The organism is Streptomyces sp. NPDC096132 (genome assembly GCF_044763345.1).
Taxonomy (GTDB): Bacteria; Actinomycetota; Actinomycetes; order Streptomycetales; family Streptomycetaceae; genus Streptomyces.
In genome coordinates this window covers 340,538-353,924 of record NZ_JBIWGA010000005.1, presented here as the reverse complement: position 1 = coordinate 353,924, position 13,387 = coordinate 340,538, and the positions used below count along the sequence as shown (strand labels likewise).

General features: G+C 69.9%; 11 protein-coding genes. 1 reads left to right on the top strand and 10 read right to left on the bottom strand.

The window, feature by feature from the left end; translation table 11 throughout:
* Positions 1-70: 70 nt before the first annotated feature.
* From ACIRF9_RS14755 to ACIRF9_RS14725, 7 genes are all read right to left on the bottom strand, one after another.
* The gene (locus ACIRF9_RS14755; protein ID WP_403820744.1) at positions 71-496 is read right to left on the bottom strand and encodes a cytidine deaminase; all 426 of its coding nucleotides are present in this window, start codon (positions 494-496) and stop codon (positions 71-73) included.
* Positions 493-1,752, bottom strand: coding sequence for an ABC transporter permease (locus tag ACIRF9_RS14750; protein WP_403820741.1), 1,260 nt, complete (start codon positions 1,750-1,752; stop codon positions 493-495). The genes ACIRF9_RS14755 and ACIRF9_RS14750 overlap by 4 nt, the downstream gene beginning before the upstream one ends.
* The gene (locus ACIRF9_RS14745) at positions 1,752-2,867 is read right to left on the bottom strand and encodes an ABC transporter permease (protein WP_403820738.1); all 1,116 of its coding nucleotides are present in this window, start codon (positions 2,865-2,867) and stop codon (positions 1,752-1,754) included. Before ACIRF9_RS14745 ends, ACIRF9_RS14750 begins: the two co-directional genes overlap by 1 nt.
* Positions 2,864-4,519, bottom strand: coding sequence for an ABC transporter ATP-binding protein (locus ACIRF9_RS14740; protein WP_403821226.1), 1,656 nt, complete (start codon positions 4,517-4,519; stop codon positions 2,864-2,866). The genes ACIRF9_RS14745 and ACIRF9_RS14740 overlap by 4 nt, the downstream gene beginning before the upstream one ends.
* Before the next feature lie 260 nt (positions 4,520-4,779).
* Positions 4,780-5,832 (bottom strand): BMP family protein, encoded by a 1,053-nt coding sequence (locus ACIRF9_RS14735; protein WP_403820735.1) that lies wholly within the window; start codon positions 5,830-5,832, stop codon positions 4,780-4,782.
* 242 nt (positions 5,833-6,074) lie between these two features.
* The gene (locus ACIRF9_RS14730; protein WP_403821223.1) at positions 6,075-7,139 is read right to left on the bottom strand and encodes a BMP family protein; all 1,065 of its coding nucleotides are present in this window, start codon (positions 7,137-7,139) and stop codon (positions 6,075-6,077) included.
* A 286-nt stretch (positions 7,140-7,425) separates the two neighbouring features.
* Entirely contained in the window at positions 7,426-8,667 is a 1,242-nt protein-coding gene (locus tag ACIRF9_RS14725; RefSeq protein WP_403821220.1) for an amidohydrolase, read from the bottom strand.
* Positions 8,668-9,081: 414 nt separating this feature from the next.
* Between ACIRF9_RS14725 and ACIRF9_RS14720 the strand changes: the two genes are divergently transcribed.
* Entirely contained in the window at positions 9,082-9,744 is a 663-nt protein-coding gene (locus ACIRF9_RS14720; protein WP_403820732.1) for a class I SAM-dependent DNA methyltransferase, read from the top strand.
* A 328-nt stretch (positions 9,745-10,072) separates the two neighbouring features.
* On the opposite strand, the gene ACIRF9_RS14715 is transcribed toward ACIRF9_RS14720, so the two are convergent.
* From ACIRF9_RS14715 to ACIRF9_RS14705, 3 genes are read right to left on the bottom strand one after another with little or no spacing between them, the layout of a single operon-like run.
* Positions 10,073-11,164, bottom strand: coding sequence for a hypothetical protein (locus ACIRF9_RS14715; RefSeq protein ID WP_403820730.1), 1,092 nt, complete (start codon positions 11,162-11,164; stop codon positions 10,073-10,075).
* A 41-nt stretch (positions 11,165-11,205) separates the two neighbouring features.
* Positions 11,206-12,144, bottom strand: coding sequence for an N-acetylneuraminate synthase family protein (locus ACIRF9_RS14710; RefSeq protein ID WP_403820727.1), 939 nt, complete (start codon positions 12,142-12,144; stop codon positions 11,206-11,208).
* A 13-nt stretch (positions 12,145-12,157) separates the two neighbouring features.
* Positions 12,158-13,375 (bottom strand): cytidylyltransferase domain-containing protein, encoded by a 1,218-nt coding sequence (locus tag ACIRF9_RS14705; RefSeq protein WP_403820724.1) that lies wholly within the window; start codon positions 13,373-13,375, stop codon positions 12,158-12,160.
* Positions 13,376-13,387 lie beyond the last annotated feature (12 nt).

The following is a 13,387-nucleotide window of genomic DNA, read 5'->3' as shown; positions in this document are numbered from 1 at the left end:
GCAGAAAGAAGTCGTCGAAAGTGCGCGGCCCCCCTGCCCGATCAAGCGAGTCAGAGGGGCCGCACGGGAATCACTTGGTGAGGTGCTCCGGCCCGAAGGCCTGCGGAAGCATCGCGGACAGGGGCAGGATCCCGGCCGGCGTCTCCAGCAGGAGTTCCGCGCCGCCGAACTCGTACAGCAGCTGACGGCAGCGGCCGCACGGGACGAGGATCTCGCCCTTGCCGTCCACGCAGGTGAAGTGCGTGAGGCGGCCGCCGCCGGTGTTCTGCAGCTCGGAGACCAGCCCGCACTCGGCGCACAGGCCGAGGCCGTAGGAGGCGTTCTCGACGTTGCAGCCGGACACGATCCGGCCGTCGTCGACCAGGGCCGCCACGCCGACCGGATAGCCGGAGTACGGGGCGTACGCCCGGGACATGGCGTCCCGGGCCACCGTCCTCAACTTCTCCCAGTCGACCGAGTCGGCCGGCGTGGAGGCGGGCGTGACGGCGGGGGTCACTTGCCCTGCCCCTTCCGGTACGGCAGTCCGTCCGCCTTCGGCATGCGCAGGCGCTGGGCGGACAGGGAGAGGACGAGCAGGGTGACGACGTACGGGGTGGCCGTGACGACCTGGTTCGGGACGTCGTCGGTGCTGGTGTACCAGATGAACATCAGGGCCGAGACCGCGGCGGTGATCGCGGCGGGGACGTACTTCTTCTTCCAGGCCAGGTAGGCCACGCCGGCGACCAGCAGGATCGCGATCAGCAGGATCAGCGCGTGCACGTTGGTCACACCGCCGCGCAGGTTGAGGCTGTCGGTGTAGCCGAACAGGCCGGCGCCGAGGGCGAGGCCGCCCGGCATCCAGTTGCCGAAGATCATCGCGGCGAGACCGATGTACCCGCGGCCGGCGGTCTGCCCGTCGAGGTAGACGTTCGACGCGACGATGGACAGGAACGCGCCGCCGAGGCCGGCGAAGCCGCCGGAGATGATCACGGCGATGTACTTGTACTTGTAGACGTTGACGCCGAGGGACTCGGCCGCGATCGGGTTCTCACCGCAGGAGCGCAGCCGCAGACCGAACGAGGTGCGCCACAGCACGTACCAGGTGGCGGGGACGAGGGCGACGGCGACGACGGTGAGCGGCGACAGGTTGGTGATCAGACCGCCGACCAGGCCGGCGAGGTCGGAGATCAGGAACCAGTGCTTGTCGTTGAGGGTCTCCAGCCAGCTGGACAGGCCGGGGACGTCGAAGGTGCCGAGCGAGTCGATCGGCGGGGACTGCTTGGAGGAGCCCTGCGGGGCGTCCTCGAAGGTGAACTTCGACAGATAGCGGGTGGTGCCCAGGGCCAGGATGTTCAGCGCCACACCGGAGACGATGTGGTTGACGTTGAAGGTGACGGTGGCGATGGCGTGCAGGACGGCGCCGAGCGCGCCGCCGATGATGCCGAAGACGACACCGGTCCACGGGCCCCACTGGTAGCCGGCCCAGGCGCCGAACCAGGTGCCGAGGATCATCATGCCCTCGAGGCCGATGTTGACGACGCCCGCCCGCTCGGCCCACAGACCGCCGAGGCCGGCGAGGCCGATCGGGACGGCGGCGCGCAGGGCGGTGGACATCTGGCCGGTGGACGTGATGCCGTCCGCGCCGGTGATCAGGCGGACGACCGAGGTGAGGATCAGGACGCCCGAGATGACCAGCAGGAGTACGGGCAGCGACATCCGGCCGCCCTTGCGCGGCGCTTGAGCCTTGGGCTTCGCGATGGTCGCGGTGCTCATCAGACCGCCACCTCCTTCTTGGTGTTCGCGGCGGCGGCGAGCTCCTCACCGACGCGCTTCTGCTGGCGGCGCAGACCCCAGGTGCGGACGACCTCGTAGGAGATGACGACCGCGAAGACGATCAGGCCCTGCATGATCATCGCGATCTCCTTCTCGTACGGCTCCGGAGTCGCGTAGTCGAGCGCGGGGGACGCCTTGTCGAGGAAGGCCCACAGGAGGGCGGCGAGGGCGATGCCGCCGGGGTTGTTGCGGCCGAGCAGGGCGATGCCGATGGCGGTGAAGCCGACACCGGTCGGGAAGCTCAGGCTGTAGGTGTGGGCGTCGCCGAGCAGCAGGGGCAGACCGGCGAGGCCGGAGACCGCACCGGAGACGATCATCACGGTGAGGATCATGCGCTTGGCGTCGACGCCGGAGGCGGCGGCGGCCGACTCGGACTCACCGGTGGCGCGCAGGTCGAAGCCGAAGCGGGTGCGGTTGAGGACGAGCCAGTAGACGATGCCGAGGGCGACGGCAAGGAAGACCAGGCCGTAGATCTCGCCGACGTCGGGGCCGAGGTCGATGCCCGGGACCCAGCCGGACTCCTTCATGATGCCGGTGGTCTTGTTGTCGCCGACCAGCTCACCGAAGACGTCGGGGAGGGTGAGGTAGGCGATGAGGCTGGTGGCGATCGCGTTGAGCATGATCGTCGCGACGACCTCGCTGACGCCCCGGGTGACCTTCAGGACGCCCGCGACACCGGCCCAGATGCCACCGGTGAGGGCGGCGACCAGCAGCAGCAGCGGGATCTGCAGGAAGGCCGGCAGGTCCATGTGGGCGCCGACCACGGCGGTCATCATCGCGGCGAGGCGGTACTGGCCGTCGACGCCGATGTTGAAGAGGTTCATGCGGAAGCCGAGGGCGACCGCGAGGGCGGCGATGTAGTACAGCGACGCCTGGTTGATGATCAGCACCTGGACGTCGGAGTAGCCGATCTGCTCCAGCATGAGCGTGTACGGCTCGATCGGGCTCTTGCCCGAGGCGATCAGCACGACCGAGGTCAGCAGGATCGCCGCGACGAGCGCCATGACCGGGCCGGCCACGGCGAGGAGCAGACGCTCCTTGTCGAACTTCTTCATCGGGCCTCGTCCTCCGGGGCGCTCGCTTCCTCGACGTGCTCAAGGTGTCCGGTGGCGGCACCCGTCATGGCCGAGCCCAGCTCTTCGGGGGTGATGGTGGCGGGGTCGGCATCCGCGACCAGCCGCCCGTTGTAGATCACGCGCAGGGTGTCCGACAGGCCGATCAGCTCGTCCAGGTCGGCGGAGATCAGCAGCACGGCTAGGCCCTCGCGGCGGGCCTCACGGATGCGGTCCCAGATCTGCGCCTGCGCGCCGACGTCCACACCGCGGGTGGGGTGGGCGGCGATCAGGAACTTCGGGTTGTGGCTCATCTCGCGGCCGACGATCAGCTTCTGCTGGTTGCCGCCGGAGAGGGAGGCGGCGGTGACGTCGATGCCGGGGGTGCGGACGTCGAACTCCTCGACGATCCGGCGGGTGTCGGCCTGCGCGCCCTTGGGGTTGAGCCAGAAGCCCTTGGCGTTGGGGGCCTCGGTGACATGGCCGAGGATGCGGTTCTCCCAGAGGGGGGCCTCCAGGAGCAGGCCCTGGCGGTGGCGGTCCTCGGGGATATAACCGACGCCGGACTCGCGGCGCTTGCGGGTGGGCCAGGGGGTGATGTCCTCGCCGAGGAAGGTGATGGAGCCGGAGTCGGCGTGCTTGGTGCCGATCAGCGCGTCGATCAGCTCGGTCTGGCCGTTGCCCTCGACACCGGCGATGCCCATGACCTCGCCGGCGTGGATGGTGAAGGTGACATCGTCCAGGACGCGCTTGACCTCGCCGCCGCCCGCGAACTCGGTGAGCCCCTCTCCGGCGGGCTCCTCCTCCCAGCCGACGGAGGCGCCGCCGCTGGCATAGACGGTGAGGTTCTCGACCTTGAGGACGGGCTGGTCGGTGACCGTGGACTCGGCGGTCTCCGGGGTGGGCAGCTCGCTGCCGACCATCATCTCGGCCAGCTGGCGCGGGGTGGTCTCGGCGGGGACCGCGGTGCCGACGGTGGTGCCGCGCCGGATGACCGTGATCTCGTCGGCGACGGAGAGGACCTCGCCCAGCTTGTGGGAGATGAAGATGACGGAGAGGCCCTCGGACTTCAGCTCGCGCAGGTTGGCGAAGAGCGCGTCGACCTCCTGCGGGACGAGCACGGCGGTCGGCTCGTCGAGGATGAGGGTGCGGGCGCCGCGGAAGAGGACCTTGAGGATCTCCACGCGCTGGCGGTCGGCGACACCGAGGTCCTCGACCAGGGAGTCGGGACGCACGCCGAGGCCGTAGCGGTCGGAGATCTCCTTGATCTTCTTACGGGCGGCACCGCCGATGCCGTGCAGCTTCTCGCTGCCCAGCACGACGTTCTCCAGGACGGTCAGGTTGTCGGCCAGCATGAAGTGCTGGTGGACCATGCCGATGCCGCGGCCGATGGCGTCGGCGGGGCTGGAGAAGCTCACCTGGTCGCCGTCGACGGCGATGGTGCCCTCGTCCGGCTTCTGCATGCCGTAGAGGATCTTCATCAGGGTCGACTTGCCGGCGCCGTTCTCGCCGACGAGGGCGTGCACGGTGCCCTTGCGGACGGTCAGGTGGATGTCGTGGTTGGCGACGACACCGGGGAAGCGCTTGGTGATCCCCGCCAGCTCTACCGCGATCGTCGACTGTGCGGTGAGCGGAGGGCTGCTGGACGCGTCGATGGCGCACTCTCCTTGGGAAAGGGGCCGCTCTACGCGCGTAGCGCCCCTGCTTTAAATAGTGCCCGGATCGAATCGACCTTTAATGATCTTGATAGCCATGATCCCGATAGCCATCTCGATCAGTCTCGATCCGTTCCGAGCATTCTGCCGCGCGAACGGGGCACAGGTCGCTCATGGTTCCCGTGCCCCGTTCCGTGGCCGTAACGCTGTCATTACAGCGCACTGTTGGCCAATGCCTCTGACCGGTTCAGTTCCCCGGATCAGGAGGTCTTGACGGTGATGGTGCCGTTCTTGATGCCCTCTTCGGCCTTCTTGATCGCGGCCTGGATGTCGGCGTTGCCGGAGAAGGTCGGGTTGGAGTTCGACACGCTCACGCCGCCGTTCTCCAGGCTGCCGCGGACGACGCCCGTCTCCGGCTTGCCGTCCTTGACGGACTTGGCCAGGGTGTAGACCGCGCCCTGGACGTTCTTCATGGCCGAGGTCAGGATCGAGTCCTTGTACGCCTTCAGCGCGTCCTGCTTGTACTGGTCGGAGTCGACGCCGATCGCCCAGATCTTGTTGGCGTTGGCGGCCTTGATGACGCCCTGGCCGGACAGACCGGCGGCGGCGTAGACGACGTCCGCACCGGCGTCGATCTGGCCCTCGGCGGCGCTCTCGCCCTTGTCCGGGCTGGAGAAGCCACCCTCGGCGGCGGTCTCGGTCAGGTACTGCGACTTGACCGTGACGCCCTTCTTGGTGTCCTCGACGCCCTGCTTGAAGCCGGCCTCGAACTTGTGGATCAGCGGGACGTCCACACCGCCGATGAAGCCCACGACGTCGGACTTGGTGGCCTTGGCGGCCGCGACACCGGCGAGGTAGGAGGCCTGCTCCTCGTGGAAGACGAGGTCGGCGACGTTGTCGGCCTTGATCTGCTCGTCGTCGACGATGCCGAAGGTGGTCTTCGGGTACTTGGCCGCGGCCTCCTTGACGGCCGGCGCGTAGGCGAAGCCGACGCCGATGACCGGGTTGTAACCCTGCTTGGCGAGGTTCTCCAGGCGCTGCACCTTGTCCGCGTCGGACTCGCCGTCCTGCGGCTCGACCGCGGTGGACTTGTAGCCGAACTCCTTGTCGGCCTGCTCCAGACCGGCGGTGGCGGCGTCGTTGAAGGACTGGTCGCCCTTGCCGCCGACGTCGTACGCGAGAGCGAGGCCCAGGTTCTTGTCGCTGCTCTTCGAGGAGGACGACGACGTGGACGAGCTTCCACAGGCGGACACGGTCACTGCGAGAGCTGCGGTGGCAACACCCGCAACGGCGATTCGGGACACCCGGCGCATGGAACGAGACTCCTTTGTGCAAGCGCCCAAACCAGGCGCTGGTTCCGCCGCAGCGTAACGCGCGTAGACCAGACGGAAAAACCCTTCTGTCCGGTCCGTTATCGAGCTGTGGCCACAGTTGTAGTCCAGGTCACGGACAGCGCGACGCCCCTCGCGGGAGGCAAGGGGCGCATGGGCTGCGAGGACGCCCGTGAGGGCGCTGGGACGGGGCGGGCCGGTGTGGCACCGGCCCGCTTACGGCGTTACTTGGTGTTGACCGTGACCTTGCCGTCGATGATCTCCTGCTTGGCCTTGTTCACGGCGTCCACGACGTCCGTCATGGCCTGGTACTTCGGGTTGGAGTCGGCGAAGCCGACGCCGTCGTTGGAGAGGCTGCCGCGGACCACGCCGGACAGCGGCTTGCCCTCGTAGACGGACTTCACCAGGTCGTAGACCGCGCCGCCGACGTTCTTCAGCGCCGAGCCGAGGATGTAGTCCTTGTACTCCGCGAGCGCGCTCTGGCTGTACTGGTCGGAGTCGACGCCGATGACCCAGATCTTCTTGGCGGCGCCCTCGCTGATCACGCCCTGACCGGACAGGCCGGCCGCGGCGTACAGGACGTCGGCGCCCGCCTCGATCTGGCCGCTCGCCGCGTCCTTGCCCTTGTCGGGGCTGGAGAAGCCGCCCTCCTGGGGCGTCTCCGTGAGGTACTGCGACTCGACCTTGATGTTCGGGTTGACCGACTTGGCGCCCTGGACGTAGCCGGCCTCGAACTTGTGGATCAGCGGGATGTCCACGCCGCCGATGAAGCCGATGTGCGCCTTCTTGGACGCCTTGGCGGCGGCGACACCGGCCAGGTAGGAGGCCTGCTCCTCGTGGAAGACCATGTCGGCGACGTTCTTCGCCTGGACGCTCTCGTCGTCGATGATCCCGAAGGTGGTGTTCGGGAACTTGGCGGCGACCTCCTTGACGGCCGGCCCGTAGACGAAGCCGACGCCGATCACCGGGTTGTAGCCGGCCTGGGCGAGCTGCGTCAGACGCTGGATCTTGTCCGCGTCGGTCTCGTTGTCCTGCGGCTCGACGTCGCGGCCGCTGATGCCGAACTCCTTCTCGGCCTTCTGCAGGCCGGCGTAGGCGGCGTCGTTGAACGACTGGTCACCCTTGCCGCCGATGTCGTACGCGAGCCCGATGCCCTTGCCCGAGTACTTACCGGACGACTCGGTGTCGCTCGTCTTGGAGCTGGTGCTGGACTCACCGCAAGCGGTGGCCGCGAGAGCGATGACCGCGACGGCCACCGCTGCCTGGGAGAATCTGCTCCTCCGAGATATCAGACGCACAGCAAGCACCCCTTCGAATCCCCACGGCGCCGTGACCGGCCCGTTTTCCCCTTGGTGGCGCCGTTCCGGAGGGCTCCCCAACAAGCCGTACCGGGTGGCGATTTCGGCGACAGTAACGCGCGTAGAAGGGGAGGGGAACGGGGTTTCTCGCTCCCGTTATCGATTCGTGCCGACCTTGGGTTACAAGCGCGCCCTGAGGGTTACGAGTGGGTGACACAAGGGGACGAAGGGGCACCATTCCGTCACCCCTTCATCCACCCCACCGGTCACTTCCGGCTCATGCGTCGCGCGTGACCGCGTCCAGCAGCGCGGCGGCCGTGAACAGCTCCACGCCCACGGTGATCGCGGACTCGTCGGCGTCGAAGTCGCCCTGGTGCAGATCACGGACCGTGCGCTCGCCGGGAGGCCGGACGCCGAGGCGGGCCATGGCCCCCGGCACCCGCTCCAGGTACCAGGAGAAGTCCTCCCCGCCGAGGCTCTGCTCGGTGCCCTCCACCGAGCCCTCTCCGCGCCGGGCGACCATCGCGTCGCGCAGCAGCCCGGTCACCTCACCGTCGTTGACGACCGGCGGCACGCCCCGCACGTAGTTGATCTCGGACTTGGCGCGGTGCAGGTTGGCGACCTCGTCGATCGCCGCCACGACGATGTCCGGGGCCTGGCGCCAGGCCTCGATGTCCAGGCAGCGCACGGTGCCGGACAGCTCGGCGTGCTGCGGGATCACGTTCGGGGCGTGTCCGCTCTCGATGCGTCCCCAGGTGACCGCGAGACCGGCCCGGGTGTCGACCCGCCGCCCGACGAGCGCGGGCACGTCGGTGACGACCCGGGCGGCCGCGGTGACCAGGTCGGTGGTCAGGTGGGGGCGGGCGGTGTGGCCGCCGGGACCGTCGAGGGTGATCTCGAGCCGGTCGCAGGCGGAGGTGATGGCGCCCGCCCGCAGCCCGATGATCCCGGCGTCGACGCGGGGGTCGCAGTGCACGGCGATGATCCGCCCGACGCCGTCCAGCGCGCCGCACTCGATGGCGTCGGCGGCGCCGCCCGGGAGGATCTCCTCGGCGGGCTGGAAGATCAGCCGCACCGGACGCGGGAGACGCCCCTGCTTGTGCAGCTCGGCGAGGACGAGGCCGGCGCCGAGGACGACCGCGGTGTGCACGTCGTGACCACAGGCGTGCGCGCGGTCGGGGACCGTGGAGCGGTACGCGCACTCCGTCTTCGTGTCCGGGATGGGCAGGGCGTCGATGTCGGCGCGCATGGCGAAGATGGGGGTGCCGGTGATCTCCTCCCCCTCCTCGATCCCGATGTCACAGATGAGGCCGGTTCCGATGGTGAGGACACGCGGCCTGAGGCCCGCCTTTTCCAGACGGGCCTTGATCGCGGCCGTCGTACGGAACTCCTGGTTGCCGAGCTCGGGGTGCATGTGCATGTCGCGCCGGAAGGCGACGAGCTCCGCACGCAGGGCTTCCGGCAGCGTGCCGGGCAGGGCGGCGCGCTCGGGACTATCGGCCTCGGACTCTCGGGACATCAGTTGCTTCACCCTCTGAAGGGTAGGACGCCGAAGCGGTCAACTGACCCGATCAACAAAATTTCAACCCGTTGGAGGAAGAAAAGTTGGCCGCGCGACGCATGGTTGCTGTTGAGGGTGGGTAAACTCGCCGAATTCTTTACCTGGCGCCACTCTCGTCCTTCCCTCACGCATACCACGACCCACGGGAAGCACGCCGCGCGTGTCCACGTTCCGGAATCCGTCCCTGGGCCGTAGCCGTGGCGCAGTGGTTCCGGCACGCTGCGTGAAATACGACGCGGAAAGCTTTCCGCCCGGGTTCGGCCATCGGGAGGACGGCCGGGTGCCCGTCGTGACGACGTTCACTCCCCGGCCCACGGCTCCTTCGCCAACGTTCGTACGGGCCCACCCCGGCCGCGGGTAGTGTGCGCCCCCATGACCGACCTGGACGTCGACTTCCTGCACGCCACCCGTACCTCGTACGACGCCATAGCCGAGGCCTACACCGAGGAGTTCCCCGACGGGCTGGGGCACCGGCACCTGGACAGAGCGCTGGTCTCGGGGTTCGTCGACCTGGTCAAGGAGCGTGGAGGCGGTGAGCCGGTCGCCGACGTCGGGAGCGGGCCCGGGTTCGTGACCCGGCGGCTGGACGCCCTCGGGTTGCCGGTGTTCGGGGTGGACGTCTCGCCGCGCATGGTGGCGCTGGCCTCGCGGGCGCATCCGCACCTGCGGTTCCATGTGGGGTCGATGACCGGGCTCGACCTGCCGGACCGGTCGCTCGCGGGGCTGGTGGCCCTGTACTCCGTGATCCATGTGCCCGACGCGGAACTGCCCGCCGTCCTGCGCGAGTTCCGCCGGGTCGTGGTGCCCGGGGGGTATCTGCTGCTTGCCTTCCAGGCCGGGCGGGGCGAGGAGCTGCATGTCACGGAGCGGTTCGGGCAGGAGGTGTCGCTGCGGTACTGGCTGCGGGATCCGGTCGTGGTCGCCGAGCTGCTCTGCGAGGCGGGGTTCGAGGTGCAGGCACGGGTCGTCCTGGCACCGGACGAGGGCGCCACGCACCCACGCGCGTTCCTCCTGGCAAGCGTGCCCGGTCTGTAGCGGGCCGGGGGTGGGTGTCGCTTGCCCGCGCTCGCAGGGTGCCGCTGCGCCCACCCGTGCCGCCCCAGCGGCACGACTGCCCGCAGCGAAGCAGGTACGACGGCCGTCCGCAGCTACGCAGCAGACGTGACTGCACCGCGGCTACGCGGGTGACTTGGTGGCGGGCGTGACTGCAACCCCCCAGGGGCGCGGGGAACTGCGCGACCAGCCCCCGACAAGCCGCACCCGAACGCCTGCACCGCAGCTACGCGGGTGACTTGGTGGCGGGCGTGACTGAAACCCCCCAGGGGCGCGGGGAACTGCGCGACCAGCCACGACGGACCCGCGGCTACATGGGTGTCACCGCCGCCAGGCGGTGTACGTCGCGGGCTGTGCCGGTCACGCCTGACAGGAAGCCCTGGGCGCGGGGTGAGGCGTGGTCCGTCAGCCAGCGGGGGTCGATGTCGCAGACCGCCACGCGGACGTCGGTGCCGGACAGGGCCAGGGGAAGGGTGTGGACGACGGTGGAGGGGAAGCTGAGGACCGTACGGCCGATGGGGCCGCGGCGGGCGATCAGTTCCAGGGGGAGGTCGGGGCGGACCACCTCCAGGCCCGTCTCCACGGCCAGCCGGTGGAGTTTGTCCGCGCTCTCGCGGCGGTGGGCGAAGTAGCGGGCCGCGCCATGGGCCCGGGCGAGCGCGCCGACCGCCTCCAGATAGCGGTCCGCGTCCACCACGCCCGTCTCCACCAGCGAGGTGCCCACCATGTCCGCGCCCTTGGTCACGCGCGGCGGGCCGAAGCGGGCGCGGGTCCAGGCGAAGGTGTTGGCCGTGATCGTGACGCCCTCGGGGCTCTCCTCGATCGGCATGGAGGAGAAGACCTCGACCCGGCGGTCCTCGGACGGCGTCAGCCGGCGCCTCGCCGAGGACGACACCGGCGCGAAGAGGAGGTCGCGGGGGCCGGGCCGGCCGCCCTTGCGGTGCCAGCGGACCAGGCGTTCGCCCCGGGCCAGCTGGCCCACGAACTCCATGGTCGCCGTGCCGTCGTCCACCACGACGAGGTCGCCGGCCCGGGTGATGGTCAGCAGCAGCTGGACGTACCGCGAGAACGGGTCCCCCATCACCACCCGCCGCGCCTGCCGCAGCATCGGCGTCAGCCCGCCGATCGTGCGGAAGGGGGCCGTCGTACCGCCCCGCGCCTCCTCCCAGCGCACGGTGTGGCCCTCGTCGCGGGCGAGTTCCGCCATGCGGCGCAACTGGCCGCGGGTCATGGGGTCGTTCGGGGACAGGACGACGAGGGTGAGCTCCGCGCCGGACCCGGACCCCTCCCGCGCGGGCTGGGCGTGGGCCCATTCCAGCACGTTCAGGAGCTGCACCGGGCTCTCGACGAACGCGAGGGTGTGGGGGGTGGTGCCGGGGTTCTTCCCGGCGCGGGGGCTCAACGGCTCATCCTCGTATCGACCGTCCCGTAGTGGTGGGTGACTCAGACCGCGACCGGCTCGCCCGCCGCCGCGGCGATCTCCGCCTCCGCGACGACGCCGTTGACGCGGCGGAGCTTCTTCATCGGGCCCAGCTCGGAGTCGTAGACCTTCTTGACGCCGTCGCCGAGGGAGGCCTCGATGGTGCGGATGTCACGGACGAGGCGCGTGAGGCCCTGCGGCTCGACGGAGGCGGCCTGGTCGGAGCCCCACATCGCGCGGTCGAGGGTGATGTGGCGCTCGACGAAGACGGCGCCGAGGGCGACGGCGGCCAGCGTGGTCTGCAGGCCGGTCTCGTGGCCGGAGTAGCCGATCGGGACGTTCGGGTACTCCTTCTCCAGCGTGTTGATCACACGGAGGTTGAGCTCCTCGGCCTTCGCCGGGTAGGTCGAGGTGGCGTGGCACATGACGATGTTGTCGCTGCCGAGCACCTCGACGGCGTGGCGGATCTGCTTCGGGGTCGACATGCCGGTGGACAGGATGACCGCGCGGTTGGTGGCGCGCAGGGCGCGCAGCAGCTCGTCGTCGGTGAGGGAGGCGGAGGCGACCTTGTGGGCGGGGACGTCGAACTTCTCCAGGAAGGCGACGGCCTCGGTGTCCCACGGGGAGGCGAACCAGTCGATCCCCTTCTCCTTGCAGTACTCGTCGATCTGGCGGTACTCGTCCTCGCCGAACTCCACGCGGTGGCGGTAGTCGATGTAGGTCATCCGGCCCCAGGGCGTGTCGCGCTCGATGTCCCACTGGTCGCGCGGGGTGCAGATCTCGGGGGTGCGCTTCTGGAACTTGACGGCGTCGCAGCCGGCCTCGGCGGCCGCGTCGATCAGCTTGAAGGCGTTCTCGAGCTCACCGTTGTGGTTGATGCCGATCTCGCCGCAGATGTAGACCGGGCGGCCGGGGCCGACCTCGCGGGAACCGAACGTGCGCAGGCGGGAGTTGGTGCTCATGGCGGGGATGTCCTTACGTGGTGAGGTTGTCGAGAGAAGGTCCGAGGATCCAGCCGGCGATCTCCCGGATCGCGCCGTCGCCACCGGGGACGGTGGTGACCGCGCGTGCGGCGCCGCGTACGACGTCGTGGGCGCTCGCGACCGCCACCGGCCAGCCCACGAGGGCGAAGCAGGGAAGGTCGTTGACGTCGTTGCCGACGTAGAGCACGCGCTCCGGCGCGATGCCCTGTTCCTCGCACCACTGCTTGAGTGCGAGGTCCTTGCGGTCGATGCCGTGCAGGACCGGGAGCCTGAGCTTCCGGGCGCGGGCGGCGACGACCGGGTTCTGTTCGGTCGAGAGGATGAGCAGCTTCAGGCCGCTCCTGCGCAGGGCGGCGATACCGAGGCCGTCCCCGCGGTGGACGGAGACGAACTCCCGTCCGTCGGAGTCGATCAGCACCCGGTCGTCGGTCTGGGTGCCGTCGAAGTCGAGGACGACCGCGTCGATGTCGTCGAAGGCCGGCAGGGCGCCCGGGAGGTCCGCGTCGAAGACCGGGGCCAGGGCGCGGGCGCGCGCGAGGTCGTGCGGGTCGTCGATCTCCAGGACCCGCGCGGGGTCGGTGCGGACGAGTTCCGTGCGGCCGAAGAAGCGGTGGCGGTGCTTGCGGAAGCCGGCCGCGTCCATCGCGTAGGCGGCGCCGGTCTCCAGGAAGTCCTGGGGGCGGTCCTGGCGGCGCGGGCGGAAGGACTTGTCGTGGTTGACGCCGTGCCCGCCCTCGGCGGCCTCGTCGGCGTGGCGCCAGACGAAGCCGTGGAACGGCGCGACGGTCACCGCCGTGTCGGCGCCCTGTTCGACGACCGCTCCGGCGACCCCGTCGACGTCCTCGCGGACGAGGAACGGGCTGGTGCACTGCACGAGCAGGACGACGTCGACCGGGGCGCCGTGCAGGGCCTCGTGGGCGTCCATGGCGTGCAGGACGGCCGCCTCGGAGGTGGCGGTGTCGCCGGCGATGGCCGCCGGGCGCAGCACGACCTCGGCGCCCGCCTCGCGCGCCGCGGCCGCGATGGCCTGGTCGTCGGTGGAGACGACCACGTCCGTGACGAGCCGGGTGGCGCGGCATTCGCGGACCGCGCGGGCCACCAGCGGGACACCGCCCACCGGAGCCAGGTTCTTCGCGGGCACTCCCTTGGAGCCGCCGCGGGCGGGGATCACGGCGAGGACGCGGCGCACCCCCGCTGGTGTGTCGGACATCGGCTTCTCTCC

Coding starts and splice junctions, on each gene's coding strand:
- ACIRF9_RS14750 (WP_403820741.1), bottom strand. CDS start 1,752: ATGAGCACCGCGACCATCGCGAAGCCCAAGGCTCAAGCGCCGCGCAAG.
- ACIRF9_RS14745 (WP_403820738.1), bottom strand. CDS start 2,867: ATGAAGAAGTTCGACAAGGAGCGTCTGCTCCTCGCCGTGGCCGGCCCG.
- ACIRF9_RS14735 (WP_403820735.1), bottom strand. CDS start 5,832: ATGCGCCGGGTGTCCCGAATCGCCGTTGCGGGTGTTGCCACCGCAGCT.
- ACIRF9_RS14725 (WP_403821220.1), bottom strand. CDS start 8,667: ATGTCCCGAGAGTCCGAGGCCGATAGTCCCGAGCGCGCCGCCCTGCCC.
- ACIRF9_RS14720 (WP_403820732.1), top strand. CDS start 9,082: ATGACCGACCTGGACGTCGACTTCCTGCACGCCACCCGTACCTCGTAC.
- ACIRF9_RS14710 (WP_403820727.1), bottom strand. CDS start 12,144: ATGAGCACCAACTCCCGCCTGCGCACGTTCGGTTCCCGCGAGGTCGGC.
- ACIRF9_RS14705 (WP_403820724.1), bottom strand. CDS start 13,375: ATGTCCGACACACCAGCGGGGGTGCGCCGCGTCCTCGCCGTGATCCCC.